The 21,143-nt window shown below is 35.5% G+C and carries 17 protein-coding genes; 8 read left to right on the forward strand and 9 right to left on the reverse strand.

Annotated elements, in window-relative coordinates; translation table 11 throughout:
- From O0955_RS01145 to O0955_RS01180, 8 genes are all read right to left on the reverse strand, one after another.
- On the reverse strand, nt 1–3,387 hold the full coding sequence (locus O0955_RS01145; protein ID WP_269425691.1) for a SusC/RagA family TonB-linked outer membrane protein: 3,387 nt from the start codon (nt 3,385–3,387) through the stop codon (nt 1–3).
- A gap of 116 nt (nt 3,388–3,503) precedes the next feature.
- Nucleotides 3,504–4,592: a FecR family protein gene (locus O0955_RS01150; protein ID WP_269425692.1), complete on the reverse strand. Its 1,089-nt coding sequence runs from the start codon at nt 4,590–4,592 to the stop codon at nt 3,504–3,506.
- A gap of 85 nt (nt 4,593–4,677) precedes the next feature.
- Nucleotides 4,678–5,226, reverse strand: a complete 549-nt coding sequence (locus O0955_RS01155; RefSeq protein WP_269425693.1) for an RNA polymerase sigma factor — start codon at nt 5,224–5,226, stop codon at nt 4,678–4,680.
- Between the two features lie 320 nt (nt 5,227–5,546).
- On the reverse strand, nt 5,547–5,768 hold the full coding sequence (locus O0955_RS01160) for a VF530 family protein (RefSeq protein ID WP_269425694.1): 222 nt from the start codon (nt 5,766–5,768) through the stop codon (nt 5,547–5,549).
- Between the two features lie 33 nt (nt 5,769–5,801).
- A complete protein-coding gene (locus O0955_RS01165; protein ID WP_269425695.1) occupies nt 5,802–6,212 on the reverse strand; it encodes a RidA family protein in 411 nt (136 codons plus the stop codon).
- A gap of 121 nt (nt 6,213–6,333) precedes the next feature.
- Nucleotides 6,334–8,595: a M1 family metallopeptidase gene (locus tag O0955_RS01170; RefSeq protein ID WP_269425696.1), complete on the reverse strand. Its 2,262-nt coding sequence runs from the start codon at nt 8,593–8,595 to the stop codon at nt 6,334–6,336.
- Between the two features lie 102 nt (nt 8,596–8,697).
- Entirely contained in the window at nt 8,698–9,438 is a 741-nt protein-coding gene (locus tag O0955_RS01175; protein WP_269425697.1) for a carboxypeptidase-like regulatory domain-containing protein, read from the reverse strand.
- A 70-nt stretch (nt 9,439–9,508) separates the two neighbouring features.
- Nucleotides 9,509–9,856 carry a Spx/MgsR family RNA polymerase-binding regulatory protein gene (locus tag O0955_RS01180; protein ID WP_269425698.1) on the reverse strand — a complete coding sequence of 116 codons (348 nt, stop codon included), beginning with the start codon at nt 9,854–9,856 and terminating at the stop codon, nt 9,509–9,511.
- 174 nt (nt 9,857–10,030) lie between these two features.
- Here O0955_RS01180 and O0955_RS01185 point away from each other — a divergent pair, with 174 nt between their 5' ends.
- From O0955_RS01185 to ytxJ, 8 genes are all read left to right on the forward strand, one after another.
- Nucleotides 10,031–11,539, forward strand: a complete 1,509-nt coding sequence (locus O0955_RS01185) for a sensor histidine kinase (RefSeq protein WP_269425699.1) — start codon at nt 10,031–10,033, stop codon at nt 11,537–11,539.
- Between the two features lie 30 nt (nt 11,540–11,569).
- Entirely contained in the window at nt 11,570–12,250 is a 681-nt protein-coding gene (locus O0955_RS01190; RefSeq protein ID WP_269425700.1) for a LytR/AlgR family response regulator transcription factor, read from the forward strand.
- 122 nt (nt 12,251–12,372) lie between these two features.
- Entirely contained in the window at nt 12,373–15,852 is a 3,480-nt protein-coding gene (locus tag O0955_RS01195) for a response regulator (protein WP_269425701.1), read from the forward strand.
- A gap of 2 nt (nt 15,853–15,854) precedes the next feature.
- On the forward strand, nt 15,855–16,691 hold the full coding sequence (locus tag O0955_RS01200; protein WP_269425702.1) for a CheR family methyltransferase: 837 nt from the start codon (nt 15,855–15,857) through the stop codon (nt 16,689–16,691).
- Between the two features lie 17 nt (nt 16,692–16,708).
- A complete protein-coding gene (locus tag O0955_RS01205) occupies nt 16,709–18,307 on the forward strand; it encodes a response regulator (RefSeq protein WP_269425703.1) in 1,599 nt (532 codons plus the stop codon).
- A 62-nt stretch (nt 18,308–18,369) separates the two neighbouring features.
- Nucleotides 18,370–18,861, forward strand: a complete 492-nt coding sequence (ribH, locus tag O0955_RS01210; protein ID WP_269425704.1) for a 6,7-dimethyl-8-ribityllumazine synthase — start codon at nt 18,370–18,372, stop codon at nt 18,859–18,861.
- A 50-nt stretch (nt 18,862–18,911) separates the two neighbouring features.
- Nucleotides 18,912–19,034: a hypothetical protein gene (locus tag O0955_RS01215; RefSeq protein ID WP_255352363.1), complete on the forward strand. Its 123-nt coding sequence runs from the start codon at nt 18,912–18,914 to the stop codon at nt 19,032–19,034.
- 85 nt (nt 19,035–19,119) lie between these two features.
- Entirely contained in the window at nt 19,120–19,455 is a 336-nt protein-coding gene (gene ytxJ / locus O0955_RS01220) for a bacillithiol system redox-active protein YtxJ (RefSeq protein WP_269425705.1), read from the forward strand.
- 72 nt (nt 19,456–19,527) lie between these two features.
- Here ytxJ and O0955_RS01225 read toward each other — a convergent pair whose 3' ends face one another.
- Nucleotides 19,528–21,036: a malate:quinone oxidoreductase gene (locus O0955_RS01225; RefSeq protein ID WP_269425706.1), complete on the reverse strand. Its 1,509-nt coding sequence runs from the start codon at nt 21,034–21,036 to the stop codon at nt 19,528–19,530.
- Between the last annotated feature and the right edge of the window lie 107 nt (nt 21,037–21,143).

Below are 21,143 nucleotides of genomic sequence, written 5' to 3' on the forward strand. Positions count from 1 at the left end.
TTATAGAGATAGGTTTAAACCAAATGAATAAGTTTTTAATTGAGGATACGACGATCTTGCAGATGGCGTTTCCGGATCAAAATCTTTTAGGCGTTTATCTCCACGAATAGTGAATGGATTGTTACTTGATGCATAAATCCTTAATGCTTTAAAACCAATCTTTTTTAACCAGGCATCCGGCAAATTATATCCCAATGTGATATTTTTTATCCTAAAATAATCTGCGTTGAATAGCCAAAAATCTGATAAAACTAAATTTTGTGTATTATTTGCAGAGGTTAACACCCTAGGATATACTGCATTTGGATCAGGATTAGCTGCAGTCCACCTGTTTAATACGTAAGATTTTGCACCAGCCGAGTTAAAAAATGCTTGTGATGCTTCTTGCTCTAAATAAACCTTTACATTATTAACACCTTGCCCTAAAACTGATATATCGAAATTCTTATAACTTGCAGAAAAATTCAATCCATAAATTAAATACGGCACATCATTTCCAACTATCTTGCGATCATCAGCATCAATTTTACCGTCTCCATTTTGATCTACATACTTAATATCTCCCGCTTTTGTTGCATTACTTTGAAAAGCATGACTAGCAACTTCTGCATTTGTACTAAAGAGACCATCAGATTGATACATATAAAATGCCCCTACTGAATTACCAACTTGATTTTGATAGTAACCAGTAACAGGAGTTGATTGAGCTCCACCTAAATCTTCAATGGTATTTTTCGTTTTACTTATATTACCACCAATTGAATATTTAAAGTCTCTAACACTACCACTGTAACCTAATGTTAATTCAACGCCTTTATTTCTTACTTTTCCTAAATTTACAGATGGATACTCGTTATTATTTAAGTCGCCCGGGTCATAAACCAGCCCCGCTTCAATTGGAACTCTTGGATCTTGCAATAAAATATCTTGTGTCAACCTATTAAAAACATCCAACTGAATATTTAATCCTTTAAATAGTGTTGCATCCAAACCGAAATTAGTTGTTGTTATTTTCTCCCAGGATAGTAATGGGTTGAATAACTGAGCCGGATACACACCGTCTTGTTGACTCTCATCTAAAATAACTGTTGATCCGGTTTTTAAGGCATCGTAAAAATCGTAATTTCCTACATTATTTACATTACCTGATTTACCCCATGATGCTCTAATTTTCAAATCATTAACCCAATTCACGTTTTTCATGAAATCTTCTTGAGAAATCCGCCATGCGCCAGATACGGCAGGGTAATTACCCCACCGGTGTCCTGGAGCAAATTGCGATGAGCCATCAAATCTTACACTTGCTTCCAACAAGTATTTATTGTCATATGCATAGTTTAATCTACCAAAACCCGATTCGAAAGCATTTTGACCGGTTCTGCCAGTAGTAGCTGTATTTAATGGATCAGTAGATCCGCCGTCAATATCATTTAAACTATTATTTACGAAATTTTTTCTAATAACATTTACAAATCGTGTTGTATAGTTCTCATAAGATGTACCTCCTAAAATTTTAAAATAATGTTTGTCAATATTTTTTTCATAGCTTACTAAACCTTGCGTTAATATTCTAGCATTAGTTTGCCATCTTTGAGTTAATTGATTGGTAGCAACCCCAGTTCCACTAATATTGGCACCAGTGTTAAAATTAACCAATGGGTCAATGGTATTTAGAAAATCGTTTGTAAAAATATTTACATAGTTATAAGAAACTAAACCAGTAATATCCAAACCTTTAATTGGCGAATAAGTTGCATTAACAGTGCCTAAGAAACGGTTTTGGGTATTTACGTTCCTTCCGCCTTCTTGCATTTTTCTTATTGTATTAATCGCACCTAAAGTTCCATCAACCCTGTTTCCGTTAATAGTACCCCAATTTCCATTCGATTGCTTATTAACCATTAAAGGAACCAGCCTATTCAAATCCAGAAAGCTTAATGGACCATTTGGATTATCTATATTATCTCTTGTAAAAGATAAATTGGTACCTACTTTAAACTTATCCGTTACTTTGGTATCAATATTAGATCTTAATGAAAACCTACCTAAGTCTTTACCTTTTTGCAAAGAGTTTTGTTTGAAATAGGTTCCGCCGATATAGTATTTAGTTGCGTCATTCCCACCAGAAACATTTAAGTTATGCTCCATCATAGGGGCAGTTTCTCTTAATGTTAATTTGTACCAATCGTTATCAGGAAAATGATCTGGATCACTATGATCTTGGATCTTCTGCATATCCGAAACAGAATATACAGCCGCTTGACCTGCATTTGCTGCTGCTTCATTTCTCAATGTAGCATAATCATAAGAACCGAGCCATTTAGGCAATACTGTTGGCGATTGAATACCATAATAACCGTTATAATTTATAGTAGCTTTGCCGTTATTGCCCTTTTTTGTGGTAACCAAAATAACACCATAACCCGCTCTTGCACCATATATCGCCGTTGCAGAAGCATCTTTAAGAATAGAAAGATTTTCAACATCATTTGGATTAATTCTTGCAAAATCAGCGGCACTTACGATAACACCATCTACAACATACAGGGCATCAGAGCCACCTAAATTCCCTCTACCGCGAATATTAATCGTTCCTAAATCGTTACCCACGTCTCCAGGGGTAGCTTTAATAGCCATTCCTGGCACAACGCCTTGTAAAGCTGTAGTTAATGAGCTTACTGGTCTACTAGTTAAAAGTTTTTTATCAACCGTATTTATGGCACTGGTTAAACTTGCTTTCTTTTGAGTTCCATAACCTACAACTACAACATCAGTAAGATTATTATCCTCCTCTTCCATTACTACATTTATAACCGTTTGCTTATTAACAGGTAATTCACGCATTTTATAACCGATTGATTTTATAACCAACACACCATCATCTGGCACGTTAATTACAAAATTTCCGGCACCATCAGTTGTTGTGCCTATGCCCGGGTTAGATTTTAAGTAAACTGAAGCTCCGGGTAAGGCCCCCGATTTATCCGTTACCTTTCCCTTAACCGTGATATCGCTTAAATTCTCCTCACTTAAAGAAAGCATAACCATGCCCGATGGTGTTGAACTATATTTAATTTCACCATTAAAAAGTTTGTTTAAAACCTCCCTTAAATCGGCGTTATTAACATTTAAATCAAGCCTTTTTTCTGTATTTAAATAGTTGGTACTATATACAAAATGATACTTGCTTTGTCTTTCAATCAGTTTTAAAACCTTGTCAATCCGTTCATTTTTAACGTTTAAGCTGATTTTTTCCTGAGAATGGAGTTTAGCAGTTACCTGCAAGGTGAGAAGTAAAACAAGTGTAAAGGTTAACTTCATATACAAAAGTAGTTTTAGTAGCCAGGCCTGATAAAGCCCTTTTTGGGGTAATAGTTTAATTGTCATATATTTGGTAATTGGTTACATAGCCAAGCATAGAAAGGCCAAGCCGTGCAAAGCAGCCATTTCTATAGTTAAAATCAATTTACAAGCCGGTTAGGTGTAGCAGCACCTACCGGTTCTTATTTTGATATTTCGATAATATTTTTCTTTATTTTATAATTAAAATAGTTTACGGTTTTCATTGCTTTTAAAACCTCAGTTACAGGTTCGTCTTTTAAGGTTGCAGTAAATTTATAATTCATTACCTCTTTATCTTTAAACACCAGTTCAACACCATATTCACGTTCCAGTTTTTGTTGCAATTCGGCAAATGACTCATTATTAATTTCAAAGCCATTGTTTATCCAAACGGTTTCTACTACTGCATTTTTACTGTTTAAAGATAAATTGCCCACAAATACTTCGTCTGGTTTTACAGAAGATTGATTTTGGTTAGTTTTTAAAAGTATATTGTCGAGAACGGTGATTTTTTCACTTGGTTTCAGTACAAATTTTTGGCTGTTCTGATTGTTAAAACTTGCTTCAATTTTACCACTGATCAGTGCTGCTTCGGTTTTACGCTCATTAGGATAGGCTTTAACATTAAAAACTGTTCCCAGCACTTTGATGTTCATTTTGCCTGTATGTACAATAAAAGGAACGGCTGCATTATGGGCAACCTCAAAATAAGCTTCGCCACTAAGGTCCAGTTCGCGGGTTTTAATGTTGAAACCCTTTCTTAAAGTGATCTTACTGTCAGCATTAAGCAATATGCTGGTTCCATCTTCCAGAACTACCTTTTTACGCTGAGCTCTTTCTGTTTTAAAAATACCGGCCGTTTGTGTGCCTGCAATCTCTTTCTGATTAAATATTTGAGTTTTACTCAGAAAGAAAATTGATCCGGCAAGTATAATAAGGGCTAAAAAAGCATATTTCAATACTTTTAGTCGCCCGCCTTTATCCACATACATTTCCGGAACATCCGCTACGGTAGATGCTCTTTTATAAAATTGTTGTTTGAAATTGGCCAGTTCTGCACTTACAGGTTTCTTATTCGCACTCAAAGTGGTTAGCATTTGCCTGGCAATATTGATTTCGGAGACTTTTTCTGGGTATTGTTTAATATAATTTTCCCAAAAAATAACATCCTCAGCTACCGTTCCATAAAAATAGTTTTGAAAGGTTTCATCTGCTAAAAAATCGACTGCGGTATATTGGCTGTGCTCCATTATTTACAACTTTGTACACAATAGTGCAGCATCTGTTATTTTTTCCTAAGAAAAACTTAATAATAATTTATCATTAAGTTTTTAATCAGTAGTTCATCTCCTTACGAAGGATCTTTAAAGCATCGTAAATGGTATTATAGGCGGTTTTTACGGTTAAAGATTTTAATTCAGCAATCTGAACATAATTTAAATTATCAAAGAATTTTAATTGGATAATCTCTGATTGCGCCGGAGTTAATTTTTCGAGGGCATTTTTTAAACGCATGCGCATGTCCTGCTCAGTTTGAACATGAACAATAAAATCTTCATAAGAAAGCTCTTTAATATCTATATCCTGACCATCAATTGCTTTGCGGCGAAGCTTATCGTGGTAATAATGCCGGATTACCTTTCGTTTAATGTAACTCAATAAGTAAGATTTTACATTTTCTACCGCTGGCAATCTCTCCTTTTTATCCCAGATTTCCATAAACATTTCGTTAACCAAATCTCTTGATAAATCAACATCAGCAGAATAGCGGATACCAAAATTAAGCAGGTGATCGAAAAGCAATTCATATACATCAAAAAGAGATTTCACATTTCCTGCTCTAATCTCTTCCCAATGTAATCCTAAATTTAATTTGCTTTCCATCTTTGATCTGTTTCTAACAGAGCATATCTTATAGAAGATATCTTCGGTTTAATAGATAGTGCCAAATTAGAAAAGAAAATGAATAAAACAGATACAGTAACTACAGTTTTGTTACAATTAAGCCTTTATTGAAAAAATATCAATAAAAACCCCCTTAAATTTAAAATTAAAAGGTTTTTATCTTCATAATAAAAGAATATAAATTAATTTATCAAATGCGTAATCTGATTTCCACTAGAAAGCAGAAAATTTCAGAAGCAATTGAATTAGTTTTAGGGCAAGTAGGCTGGCCAAGCTATCTGAATAATAAAATTTGAAGATTATTTATAAAAAGTGCTTAAAAACAGGTCTTCAACTTTTTTACGTGCCCAGGGCATTCTCCTTAAAAATTTTAAACTCGATTTTATACTTTGGTTGTTATTAAAGCAATCTATCCTGATTAAAGAGCCCAATTCTTCCCAACCGTAGTGCAATTGTAAATCGGTTACAATTTTTTCAAGTGTGACACCGTGTAACGGGTTATTTTTTTGTTCCTCTGCCATTGGGTAAAATTACCTATTTACAATCAATATAATCTATCTACTTACTGCTGTTGCATCAATTTCTATCAGCATACCATCCAGCGCTAATTTATGTACAGGAATTAGTGTATTAACCGGAAACATTAAATCTGGCCAAATCTTTTTTGATTCTTCAATTAGTACCTGATGTTTTTCATTGTCATAATTAACCACCAGCGTAGTTAGTTTAGCTACATCCTGTAAAGCCAGGCCTTTACTTTTAAGGGCAAGTTCTATATTATAAAAGGTAATTTGTACCTGAGTTCTGAAGTCCTTACTTAATATACCATCCGTTTTACTGCCCCCCTGCCCGGCCACATAAACCAGGGTACTGCCCGTTAAAATGGTTGCAACGTGTGAGTAGCCATGTTCACGCGGATCGTATATGCCTTCAGGATTGGTAATTTCAAAATTTGGATTCTTCATCTGGAATAATTTAATTAAATCCGAAAATAAAGCTTCCCAAGCATTACAACGTCGGCGCTTTGCCATAAAAAAAGTTCTGCACAACCAGGTTATGCAGAACTTTCCTTATTGACGGACTATTTTATTTTTCTTTATTGAACATATAATCCTGTCCACCCTGGCTTAGTTTAAATTCTCCCTTTGCAGGATCGAATTCAATATCTACGCCTTCTTCTTCGTTCGAAAACTTATGTCCGCTAATATAGCTCATAGTCAGTGATGGCTGACCAGCGATATTGACAATTAAACTACCATTTGCTTTAGTTATAGAAATTTTTACCGGAATTTTAGCGCCTGCGTAGTTTCCTAAATAAATATCCAGATTTGCCGGACTTGCCACTGGTTTAGCTGTACCATCTGCTACCCAGCTATTGTTGTCAGGGTTTGAGTCTGGTAAAACTTTATTAGGATCCAAAGTAACTTCTACCACTTCTTCTGTTGTTGGGTAACGAACAGTCCAGGTCGAATTTTTCATCCAAACATCAACCGGTATTTTCACGATGTCTGTTTTTCCGCTTTTCGTTTTAACCTGAAGAATAACCGGCATTGGCATTTTTTCAAGATTTAAAACTTTAATGTTGTAACTGCTTATGGCACCATCGGTTTTAACTGCTTTAACATCGGCAATAGCCTGATCCATTTTCCAATTGTTTATAAACCAGCTCCTCCAGAACCATGAAAGGTCTTCACCCGCTCCATTTTCCATAGAACGGAAAAAGTCTATTGGCGTAGGGTGCTTAAAAGCCCAGTTTTTTATGTATTGTTTAAAGGCATAATCAAAACGATCTTCTCCTAAAATCTGGTTTCTTAAAATGTCTAATCCCCAGCCCGGTTTAGAATATAAGTTTACACCAATGTTGGCTTCGGCCATACCATCCGGCATTTGCATAATGTTATCGTACTTTGCATTACCAATAACGGATTTACCAATTGCATTCATGTTTGCAACACGTTGTTTATACTCGCCGTTATTAAAGTTTTGTGATGAAATGCCATTAATAAAAGTATTAAAGCCTTCATCCATCCAGCCATATTTGCGTTCGTTAGATCCTACGATCATCGGGAACCAGGTATGACCAAATTCGTGATCGATAACGCCCCATGCAGAACCTTTTTTAGCTTTCCAGCCGCAAAAAACAATACCAGGATATTCCATACCACCAACAGAGGTGGCCACATTTACAGCCATTGGATATGGATATTCAAACCATTTGGTTGAATAATGCTCTATCGTTGATTTTACATATTCTACACCACGACCGTAAGCATCCATTCCATTACTTTCTACTGGATGTGCTGAAACGGCCAAAGCTTTTTTACCGCTTGGCAAATTAATACGTGCTGCATCTAAAACAAAAGCTTTTGATGATGCCCATGCTGCATCGCGTGCATTTAAGATTTTAAATTTCCAGGTTAATTTATCCTTAGCCGGACGGGATTTTGGATCTATAACTTCAGCTTCTGTACGGATATGCACTGTTGCATCGCTGTTTTTTGCTGCATTCCATCTTTGTAATTGCTCCGGAGTAAAAACTTCGGCAGGATTTAATAATTCTCCTGATCCCATAACAATATGCGTTGCAGGTGCAGTAATGGTAAAATTAATATCACCATATTCACAATAAAACTCGCCACCGCCCCAGTAAGGTAAAGTGTTCCAGCCTATTACATCATCATACACACAAAGGCGTGGAAACCATTGTGCTATTGCAAAAATCTCTCCGTTTTTTGTTGTTAAATGGCTCGTACGGTCTGATCCTTCCTTCGGAACGATATAAGAGTAGTCCATTTTAACCGTTACAACATCTCCGTTTGGTGCCAAAGGCTGATCTAAACGAATTTGCATTCTGGTATCTTCAACCAAAGAAGTAAATTTTACTGCTCCGGCTTTTTGCGATACACTAATGTTCTGGATTTTATAACCTCCATCAAATTTTTCACCTTGTGCACCATACCTGCTGCGTGCAGGGGTTATGGCAAAACCACGTGAGGTTTCTTTAAATGTATTTTGATCCAGTTGTAACCATAAGTAAGGTAATTTATCCGGACTGTTATTTTTATAAGTAATGGTAACTGTTCCGCTTACCATATTTTTAGTTTCGTCAAGGCTGGCGGTAATGTTATAATCTACCCTGTTTTGCCAGTATTTTGCGCCAGGCGCACCATTTGCTGAACGGAATTCGTTTCCGTTTGAAGTGTAAAATAATGGTCCGAAAGCATCTGCAGCATTATAATTGCTTACCGGAGTAGTGGGTTGCGTAGTTGCTTGTTGCGCAAATGTAGCTACGCCCATAAAAGCAAACATCAGCGAAAGTGAGGTTCGTTTGAGTAATTTTGAATTCATAATAAGGTTGTTATAGATTGTAAATATAAACAAATAAGGTTTTAGACGATGTTTATGGAAACAATGTTACGTTAAAGTATATTTACAGTGATCTTTATAATCTTAATTGGCCTTAAGTTTTGGCAAATCCTGTAGTTTTCTTTCTTCAGGAGTTAATTTTTGCCAGGCAACATAGGCTCTGGAGATGTAATAGGCATACCGATAAGGTCTTTCGGCTTTAACGGCTTCAACAGATGGACGATAGATCAGTATAAAATTTTTCAAATCCTGACCTTCCAGTTTAGTCATTTCTGAGACCGTCTTTTCATTAAAATTATCATCAATTTCTTCCAGATAACGTTCTCTTTCTTCTAAATCAGCTTCTTTTCGTTGTTGTCTTTTATATTTTCCATAACCCAGATTTAGGCCCAAACCACCAACCTTATCGGTCATTTTCTTTCTTTCAAGATTACCACCGGTGCTTAATAACGAATATTTTTCGGCCAAAGGATCTTTGATGTTAACGAGGCTTTTATTTAACCGCACGGCTTCAATGTTAACGTCGTTCAGTTTATTGCTTTTAACAGGCAGGTAAATAGTTCTGTTCAGCAGGTTTGTCAGGTATAAAGTATCTGTATGATAACCAACAAGAGAAAACTCTATAAGATCGCCAACATTTGCACTAATGGTATATTTACCTGCATTATTGGTGCTGGTCGATTTTTTATTTGTTAAGTTTTTTACCGTTACGCCAGGCAAAGAAAGTTTTTTATTCGAATAATCGAAAATAGTACCTGTAGTTACCGTTTGAGCAAAAACACCAAGGGGCAAAGCGAGGAAAAGAAAAAGGGTTAACCTATACATAATAATCAAAAGTAATTTTGTTTAACATCTAAAATTCGCTTTTAACAAACTTTAACATTAAACATATCGGCTACAGAAGTGTTTGTGTATAATTAACCTCATCAAAACTTATTAAAATTGCATGACCGTTTTTTTCTACAACAGGACGTTTAATGGCGCTGGTATTATTTATTAAATAGGCGATAGCTAAATCCTGATTATCAATTTTAGCCTGTTCTTCTTTTGTTAATTTTTTCCAGGTTAAACCTTTACGGTTCAATACCGTTTCCCATCCAAAAACAGCACACCAGGCATTAAGTTTATCTGCAGTAATTCCCTTTTTCTTAAAGTCGTGAAATTCAAATTCGATTTTATTTTCTTTTAACCAGTCTAAAGCTTTTTTTACTGTATTACAATTCGGAATTCCGTAAACGATCATATTAATTTATTGTTTTTTAAAAACCAAAACTACGAATAAACTAACTATTTATAAATTCATCACATTTTTTGATGCATCCATCACATTTTAATTTTTGGGTTGTGAAAGCTTTGTAGCATTGCATTGTCAAATAATTTGATATCACAATAAATTATCTGTATTAACTTAGCAACGATGAAAACAAAAAGCATTAACCAGTTAGAGTTTTGGATTTCGACCACACTTTACATACTCGCCTTAATCGGTATTTGTTCGCAAACAGCCTATGGATCCGGCGATTCGTATCATTTTACCGAAAACCACATCAACTATAGCGTACTGCAAAATTATTTCTTCCCCGAATTATTTAAAATCAGTATTCTTTACATCAGTTTTTTGCTTTTTAACTTTTGTTTTATGCCACAACTGGCCGCTAAAAACAACATCGCCTTAAATATAATACTAACGCTTTTGATTACATCTGTATCTGTAATTACCTGGATGGTTGCAAACACCTATTCGCAGGCCTACAGATTAATTCAATATGATAATTTAAGCGATGCCTATGAACGTTTTTTTGGGGAGGCATTTACGTATATATTCTTTCTCTATTTCCTGTTTAATGTTTATGCATACTTTAATGAAAAAGGACCGGAACTTTTAAATAAAATACGTTTTCTTAAAAATCAGCATGAAAACATTGTTCAGGAAATTTTTACCGCAACCCGGATATGGTTAATTTCTTTAATGGTTTTTGGTGCCGTTTTATCTATTACTTACGACTACGAAATCTTTATTTTCTGGCTTGTTGCCCCTCCTGCAAATATTATTCTGGGTTTTTATTCCATTTATTTTACCATACCAATGCTCAGAAAAAACTTTAAAGGTTTTGGACGGTATTTTTGGGGCAACGTTGGCTTGTCAACCATCATTGTGCTACTTCTTTTATTATTGCTTGCTGCGTTTATGCGGGGCGGAGACACGATTCCGGTAACATTAATTTTAACTGCGATAAGCTTAATCTGTATTACCACACCACTGGCATGGTACATTTACAAGCATAAATTTGAAAAGCTAACCGAGCTTCAAATGCTTAAAACCGAATTGGGTAAATCTGATGCAAATTTAAATTTCCTTAAATCACAGATTAACCCTCATTTCCTGTTCAATGCTTTAAACACCCTGTTTGGTACCGCTTTACAGGAAAATGCCGAAAGAACCGGAGAAGGCATTCAAAAGCTAGGTGATATGATGAGGTTTATGCTTCAGGAAAACATGCAGGATAAAATTGCCTTAACCCGCGAACTGGATTATTTAAACAATTATATCGATTTACAAAAACTGCGTACATCACGTTCAGCTGATATTAGAATTGATACCCAAATTGAAGAGCAATTGAACAACCTGCATATTACACCAATGCTGTTAATCCCTTTTGTAGAAAATGCTTTTAAACATGGAATTAGTCTTCAGCAGCCCTCATACATTAAAATTACCTTGCAAACCAAAGAAAGTACGCTTTACTTTGACATCAGCAACAGCATTTATATTAAGGCCGATAACGATCCTGAAAAGTTAAAAAGCGGTATTGGCTTAGAAAACGTAAAACAAAGACTTGCCTTGCTGTACATGGGGAAACATGAATTAATTATCCGTGAAACTGCCAAAGAATTTTTTGTTCACTTAACTTTACAGCTGGATTAATATAAATTACCTGTTTATTTAAATAATTAAATGATTGCCATAGCTGTAGATGATGAACCAATTGCGCTCGATATTATAAAATCGCATGCCTCAAAAGTGCCTTTTATTGAATTGAATGCTACTTTTAATGATGCCTTTGAAGCCATAAATTATCTACAGCAAAACAAAGTGGATTTAATTTTTCTGGACATCAAAATGCCTGATATTAGTGGTATAGACTTTTTAAAGAGTTTAAATAATCCGCCAATGGTTATTTTTACAACCGCATATACCGAACATGCCGTACAAAGTTTTGAGCTGGATGCTATTGATTATTTATTGAAACCTTTTGCACTTTCGCGTTTTTTAAAAGCCTGCAACAAGGCTCAGGAACTTTTTAACCTCCGCCATCAAAAACAGGAAATTAAACCGGAGCACATTTTTATAAAAGATGGCTACGAACAAATTAAGGTACAACTTGGAGAAATCCTGTTCATTGAGGCTTCAGGTAATTATACTCAGATACAACTTATTGATAAACTTTTAAGTTCCAGAATTACCATTAATGATTTGGCAGATTTATTACCGAAAGAGGATTTTATCCGCTGCCACAGGGCTTTTATCGTTTCCAGAAGTAAAATCAGCAAATTCGACAGGAGCCAAATCTGGGTTGGTGATAAAAATATTCCCATCGGTTCTACCTATACCAACGTTCTAAAAGCGCTTTCTTAAGTTTTATTTCTTTTATTCATTTTATTATTAATTGAATTTATATTAATTCTCCTACTATATTTACCAATTAATTAACTTTAGGTAAAGCTAAGCGTACCATTTACAGAATTAACATTTAAAAAATGTTTAAACTTTCTTTCAAACAGCAGGTTTTAACCGGCTTTACAGTATCCCTGATATTTGTATTTATTTCGGCTCTTAGTTCGTATTTAAGTATACACTCCTTAAAAAATAATTCTGAGTGGGTAGATCATTCCGAAGAAATTATTCATTTGGCACAAAGAGCTGAAATTGAATTACTTAATGCAGAAACGAGTTTGCGTGGTTTTCTCATCAGCAAACAGGAAAAGCACTACATTGCTTATACAAAAAGTATCAATCAGATTATTCCTTACATTTCTCAGCTCAAAAAACTAGCAGCAGATAACCCCGAGCAATTAAAAAAAATAGATAGTCTTGAGTCGCATGCCAACCTTAAGATTGATAATATGAAGCAAATTATGCTTCGTTTAAATGCTAAAAACCTGGATCAGGCTACACTGCTGAATTTTATAGATAAAGGCGAAGCACAAAAAATAGAGTTTTTAAAGATAAATGAGCATTTTATAAATAACGAGTTAACCCTTTTAAAAGCTCGTAAAATATCTACAAAAGACAACAGCAACCAAACCATCTTTATTGTACTGGTTAGTTCACTAATTATTTTTTGTTTGATTTTATTTTTATTGAGGTACATCCGGGTAACCTTTAACAGGCAAAAGGAAACGGAAGACGAAATTACCAAAACCAATAAGGAGCTGGCAGAAATTTCGCAGGAGAACGAGAACAATAACTGGCTTTTAAGTGGTGCAGCAGAGATTAATGAAGCCATGACCGGTCAGCAGGAACTGGAAGAGCTTTCTGAAAACATCATCTCTAAAATTAGCAACTATATTAATGCAACCATTGGCGCCATTTTTCTCGTTGATGAACGCAAGCAACAATTATACTTAGCGGGATCTTACGCTTATAAAAAAGGAAAGAAAGTTATTTATTTTGGTGAAGGTTTAGTTGGCCAGGTGGCAACAGAGCAAACAGCAAAGCTGATTACAGATATTCCGAAAGATTATATAAAAGTAAACTCGGGGCTTGGGGAAACTGCTCCAAACTACATTTTTTTAGTTCCGATTATTTATGAAGGTAAAACTATTGCCGTAGCCGAACTGGGTTTTATCAATCAACCAGAAGAGAAAAAGATTGATTTGATTAGCAACATGTCCAGAAACATTGGTATTGCAATAAACAGCGCTATTGCCCATGTACAATTAAGACAGCTTTACGAGCAAACGCAACAGCAAACTGAAGAATTGGCCAGCCAGCAGGAAGAATTGCGCACAACAAACGAAGAATTAGTACATAAAACCGAAGCACTGCAGGCCTCAGAAGAAGAGTTAAGGGTGCAACAGGAAGAATTGCAACAAGCCAATTCGGAACTGGAAGAAAAAGCGCAGCAACTTGAAGAACGTAATGCCTCTATCAATCAGGCAAAAGAGGCCATTAGTTTAAAGGCTGAAGAACTGGAAATGAGCAGCAAGTATAAGTCAGAGTTTTTGGCAAATATGAGTCATGAGTTGCGTACCCCATTAAACAGTATTTTAATTTTAGCAAGAATTTTAAAAGAAAACCGTCCTGAAAATTTAAATGAAGAGCAGGTTAAATATGCGGGTGTAATTCATAATGCAGGAAGCGATTTACTTAACCTGATTAATGACATTTTAGATTTATCAAAAATAGAGTCGGGCAATATCGATTTACTGATTGAAAACATCCATCCTAATGAATTAAAACAAAACCTGGATTCCCTTTTCGCTGAAATTGCCAATCAGAAACACATTAATTTCGAAGTAAAACTCAAAGATAATTTACCCGATATTTTTATTTCCGATCAGGGTAGATTAGAGCAGATCATAAAAAATCTTTTATCAAATGCCTTTAAATTTACACCTAAACAAGGAACAGTAACCGTAGAAATTGGTATTGGAGAGCAAACTCAGATTAAATCAAGAAGAGAATTAAAAGAAAGCACAGAAAAACCTATTTATTTTAGTGTTAAAGATACTGGCATTGGCATTGCAGCTGATAAATTGAATGTAATTTTTGAAGCCTTTCAACAGGAAGACGGTTCAACCAGCAGGAAATATGGAGGTACTGGCTTAGGTTTATCCATCAGTAAGGAACTTGCCAATATTTTAGGTGGTGAAATTCAGGTAGAAAGTCAAACTGAGATGGGCAGTACATTTACCCTTTTTCTGCCTCAAAACTTAAAACAAGTCGAAGAGCCGGAACATAAAATCATAGAAAAACCGATAATTCCGGCGCAGGAAGATCAAAAGATTTCCCTTGAATTTATTCCAACCAGACAGGAAAATGGCAAAACAAGGCTTTTAATTGTAGAAGATGATGAGGTTTTTGCCGATGTACTAAAAGATTACGCCATTGAAAAAGGTTTTTCTCCAATACTGGCTCATAGCGGTGATGAAGGTTTGGATATGGCCATAAAAGAACTACCAGATGCCATTGTTTTGGATGTTATGCTGCCGGTGATGGATGGCTGGACAATTCTAAAAAAATTAAAGTCTAATCCTGCAACTAAGCACATTCCTGTACACATGATGTCTGCAGGAAACGAAAAAGCAGCAAAGGCACAGCAGGAAGGTGCAATAGGTTTCTTAAAAAAACCAGTCGAAAAAGACAAATTGGATCAGGCTTTTGAACTTTTAAGTCACCATGAGTACACCTTCAACAATGTTTTAATTATTGAAGATCAAATTTTACAAAGCAATACTTTAACAGAGCAACTGATCCAAAAAGGCGCTAAAGTTTGTCAGGCTTATACCGGCAAAGAGGCTTTGGAAATATTAGAAGAACAGGTATTTGATTGTATTATTCTGGATTTAAAATTACCTGACATTTCGGGCTTTGATTTACTGGATCAGATAAAAGCTAAACCTGCATTAAAGCACATTCCTGTAATTATTAATACCGCCATGGAGCTCGATAAAGAAAAAATGGCCCACATTATGAAATATACAGAGGCTATGGTGCTTAAAACCAGCAAATCCAACGACAGGCTTTTAGATGAAGTAAGCTTGTTTATGAATAAGCTGCAAAATCAGTCGCCACAAACAACTCCGGGGGCTTATGGCAATACATCAGGCAATAAAAAACACGCTTCTACACTTGAAAAAGCACTTAAAAATAAAACCATCTTAATTACAGATGATGATATGCGCAACATCTTTGCTTTATCAAGTGCCTTACAGGTTTACGATATCAAAATTATTATTGCCAATAATGGCCGCGAAGCATTAAACCAGCTGAGCGAAAACCCGCAAACAGATTTGGTGTTGATGGATATTATGATGCCCGAAATGGATGGTTACGAAGCCATGCGACAAATCAGGCTGAATAAGGCAACCAATAAACTGCCAATTATTGCACTTACTGCTAAAGCAATGAAAAACGACCGGGAGAAATGTATTGAGGCTGGGGCCAATGATTACATTTCAAAACCTGTTGATGTTGACAAGTTACTATCTATGTTAAGAGTTTGGTTAAGTTAGGCATGAAAAATCCTTTACAACCTGCAATAGAAATTTCGACAGCCGAGTTACATACCTTAATCAATTTAATTAAGAATGTACACGGTTTCGACTTTGGAAATTATTCTGTTGCCTCTTTAAAAAGAAGAGTTAGCCGGATCATGAGTTTACAAAAGCTGAGTTTTTTTGAACTTTGTAACTTGCTGACAAACGACCATGCTTATTTTGAACATTTTTTAGAAGAGATTACAGTTAATGTGACCGAAATGTTTCGAGATCCTTTATTTTACAAATCGTTAAAAGATCAGGTTATTCCCTATTTAAGGTCGTATCCGCATATTAAAGTATGGAATGCAGGTTGTTCTACCGGAGAAGAACTATATTCTTTTGCCATATTATTTGCCGAGCAGGGTTTGTATGACCGTTGTTTTTTTTATGGAACCGATATAAATTCGGAGGTTTTAACCCATGCTAAAGAAGGCATTTATGATTTGCAAAAAATGAAGCTCTACTCAGAAAATTACAGGGCTATAGGAAACAACAACTCTCTTGCCACGTATTACACCGCTAAATACGATGCAGCATCTATAATTCGCTCATTAAAAAAAAATGTACTATTTTCCAGCCATAATCTGGTTTCCGATGGACCATTTAATGAATTTCAGATTGTATCTTGCCGTAACGTATTAATTTATTTTAACGTAGAACTTCAATATAAAGTCATTCAGTTATTTTATGACAGTCTTGCAAATTTTGGTTTTTTATGCCTAGGTGCTAAAGAAACCATCAGAAATGCAGAACTTGCACAAAAGTTTAAACTAATTGATAAGAAAAATAACATTTATCAAAAAATTGGTTAACCTCTTAACTAAAAAGTATGGATAAGCTTAATCTCCTGATTGTAGATGATAAGCAGGAAAATATTGTTGCGCTGGAAGCTTTGCTTCATCAGCACGACATTAACATTGTTACGACAACATCCCCTAACGAGGCTTTACGTATTTGTTGGGAAAAAGATATTGCCATTGCACTGGTAGATGTTCAAATGCCAGGAATGGATGGTTTTGAACTGGTGGAAATCCTAAAAAATAATCCAAGGACGCAGGAGATAATGGTTATTTTTGTAACGGCCATTTCTGTTGAAACCAAGTACGCCATTAAGGGTTTAAATGTAGGTGCGGTAGATTATCTTTATAAGCCCTTAGATCCTTATATCACTTCGGCTAAAGTAGACTCTTTTGTTCAACTGGTGCGTAACCAGCGGGAAATTAAAAGAAAAAACATTCAGTTAGAACATTTTCAGGATGAATTAATTAAAGCTAAAGAAGAAGCAGAGCAAGGTAAAAGAGCTAAAGAAAATTTTTTAGCCAATATGAGTCATGAAATCCGTACTCCGATTAACGGGATTATTGGTTTGGTTCATCTGCTGGAAAAAAGTCCGCTTAACGAATCGCAAAAAGAAATTATTGAGTTGTTAAGTGTATCATCTGACTCGTTATTGGGTGTAATTAATGATATTCTTGATATTTCAAAAATTGAAGCCGGAAAATTCCGCATTAATTTTGCGGAGACCGATATCCGCCAGCTGATACAACAAGCCATTAATCTTTTAAACATTCGGGCCAAGGAAAAACACATCGATCTTATTCTTGAAATCGACGAAAACCTGCCTTACATTATTATTGCCGACTCGCTGCGTTTAAACCAAATTTTAATGAACCTGCTAAGCAATGCCATTAAATTTACCAGCGAAGGCAGTGTTACCCTTAAAGTAGAAGTGGTAAACAAAAAAAGCAATAACGCTCAGATCAATTTTTCAATTACCGATACCGGAATTGGCATTTCTCAGGATAACCTGAGCAAAATTTTCGAATCTTTTGAGCAGGCTGAAGATCAAACCATTGCCAAATACGGCGGCACAGGACTTGGTTTATCAATTGTTAAAAAACTGGCTGAATTAAAAGGCGGACTCCTTAATGTAGTGAGTGAAGAAGGAAAAGGAAGTACCTTCAGCTTTACCCGCTGGTACGAGTTTGTTGAAGGCAAGAGCGTAGAAAAAGAAGTTGTTGAACCTGATTTCCTAACTTCTTTAAAAGGAATCAGAATCCTGGTAGCTGAAGACAATCCGATAAACAAATTTTTAATTGTAAAATTGCTGGATAGCTGGGATGCAGAAACCATGGTTGTAGAAAATGGCCAGGAAGCATTAGATATTTTAAAGGATAACGACTACGATATTATTTTAATGGATACCTATATGCCGGTAATGAACGGTTTAGAAGCCATAAAAAGAATTCGTTTAGGCCATATTCCCGGTAAAAATAAAATTCCGATTATTACTTTCTCTGCCGGTGTATTGGATAAAGATAAAGAAACAGCCATTAAAGCCGGAGCAAATGATGTGGTAGGCAAACCATTTAAGGTTAATGTACTGCATCAGAAAATTAAGCTTTACGCAAACAAAACAAAGCATTAAAACTTACAACATTTAAACATTCGGGGCTTTTAACATTCCCCGCTTAGCAGTATCTTTGCCACATGTCAACACAATTAAAAAATCTTTCAGACTTTTCTCATACAACAGTTCCAAATGGTGCAAACTATAAATTCGGAATCATTGTGGCCGAGTGGAATGCCAATATTACAGGCGCTTTATATAACGGAGCTTTAAAAACGCTTTTAGAGAATGGAGTAAAAGAAGAAAATATTATTTCTTTGCCGGTTCCGGGAAGCTTTGAATTAACCGGCGGAGCTGAGATTTTATTGAGCAAAAGAAGTGATTTAGACGGCGTAATTTGTTTAGGTTGTGTGATACAAGGCGATACGAAACATTTCGATTTTATTTGCGATGCCGTAGCACAAGGACTTACCAATGTGGGCATTAAATACAGTAAGCCAGTTATTTTTGGGGTTTTAACTACCAATAACTTAGAACAAGCTCAGGACAGAGCTGGTGGTAAACATGGCAATAAAGGCGATGAAGCCGCAATAACCGCAATAAAAATGGCTGATTTTTCAGCACAGATTTAACCTTGCGTTTTAATAAAGTATTTGTAACTTAGAAAATAAATTATAGTCTGATGAAAAAAGTAGCCATCTTGTTATTGGCAGTGTTTTGCACCATTACCATTTTAGAATCTTGTTCTTCTAAACTTTGCCCTGCTTATAGTTCTTACCCTGAAGGCAAACGCAGAAGAAATTAATCTTTTTCATCCGAAACTCATCTTATTCAATTAACAGAACTTATCACGTCTGTTAGTGTTTCAGTATAAAAATATTTGTAAAATTATGACCTGGGTTAACTTAACTTCTATGGAGCAGCTTGCTGAAATTAAAAATGCAAGTGGTTATAGCCTCATTTTTAAGCACAGTACACGTTGCTCAATTAGTTTAATGGCTAAAAAGAATTTTGAGATGGACTGGGAAGCAATTCCTGCAGACACGAAATTATATTTCCTTGATTTAATCAGCTATCGAGATATTTCAAATCAAATTGCCGAAACATTTCAGGTGGCCCATCAATCACCTCAAATTTTATTAATTAAAGATGGCGATTGCATTTTGGAAGCATCACACAGTGATATCTCCGCAGATGAAGTTGCTGAAGTTATTGCAGCAGCATAACGTATATAAACCTTAAAAGAAAAGGGCTTTGAAATATTCAAAGCCCTTTTCTTTTGCATTCAGCACTTAAAATTAAGCCTGATTTATTTTTAAAATTTTAGAAGTCCTGTTTCTCGTCTCTTTACAAAGCACTGCATTATCTGCTAAAGTTTGTCCGTAAGTCGGGATCATTTCTTTAATCTTTGCCTGCCATTCAGGCGTTTCCAAATCTTCTTTAAAACAACGGTTTAGCAAGTCGAGCATAATAGAAACGGCTGTTGAAGCACCCGGAGAGGCCCCTAATAAAGCAGCAATAGAACCATCAGCAGCACTAACTACTTCAGTTCCAAATTCTAAAATGCCACCTTCTTTCTCATCCTTTTTAATTACCTGCACACGCTGCCCTGCATTTTCCAACTCCCAATCTTTCAACTCGGCCTTTGGTAAATATTCTTTTAACGCTTCCAGTCTGTCTTCCGGTGATTGTCTAACCTGATCGATCAGATATTTTGTTAAATCCAGGTTATGCAAACCAGCCGAAATCATCGGACGGATATTATTAAATTTTATTGATTTTGGTAAATCAAGGAAAGAGCCGTTTTTAAGGAATTTGGTTGAAAAACCGGCATATGGTCCAAACAATAAAGCTTGCTTACCATTAATCATTCTTGTATCCAGGTGCGGAACTGACATTGGTGGAGCACCAACTGCGGCTTTACCATATACTTTAGCATGGTGTTGTGCAATAATTGCTTCATTGGTACATTTTAACCATTGCCCGCTTACCGGAAAACCGCCAAAGCCTTTTCCTTCAGGGATATCAGATTTTTCTAGTAGCGGCAATGAACCACCACCGGCACCAATAAATACAAATTTAGCTACACGCTTGCGTTTGTCTTTAGTTTCAAGATCTTTAACTTTAACAACCCAGTTATCCTCTTTATTTTTCTGTAAATCGCGAATTTCGTGATTGAAAAACAAAGTTACATTTTCCTGTTGTTTAAGATTATTAAACATATCACGGGTAAGGGAGCCAAAATTTACATCGGTACCCAAATCCATTTTTGTTGCTGCAATTTTCTCTCCTTTTTTGCGTCCATCCATAATTAATGGTGCCCATTGCTTTACCAGTTCGCTGTCATCCGTGTATTGCATATCGCTAAACAAATCACAGGTTTGCATGGCATCATAACGCTTTTTAAGATAATCGACATTCTTTTTTCCCCATACAAAACTCATATGCGGAATACTGCGAATAAAGTTTTCAGGATTAGAAATTAATCCTTTTTCAATCAGATATGACCAAAATTGCTTGGAAACCTCAAAGTTTTCAGCAATTTGAACTGCCTTTTTAATTTCAACAGAGCCATCCTTTTTCTCTGGTGTATAGTTTAATTCGCAAAAAGCAGAGTGCCCCGTCCCTGCATTATTCCATGCATCAGAGCTTTCAGCTGCAGCAATATCTAGTCTTTCGTAAATTTCAATGCTTAAATCTGGTTGTAACTCTTTTAGTAATACACCAAGGGTTGCACTCATGATGCCCGCCCCAATTAAAATTACATCTACGTCAGTTTTACCAACTGTCTTTTTCTTTTTTGTCATCTTATCTTAAAGGAGTTACAAATTTAGGAGGTTTTTAAACACAACACGAATTTTAAACCTTAAAAACTCAAAAAAATTGTTAAAAAATTAGAAATAGTTTACATTAT

Source organism: Pedobacter punctiformis (assembly GCF_027213715.1).
GTDB lineage: Bacteria > Bacteroidota > Bacteroidia > Sphingobacteriales > Sphingobacteriaceae > Pedobacter > Pedobacter punctiformis.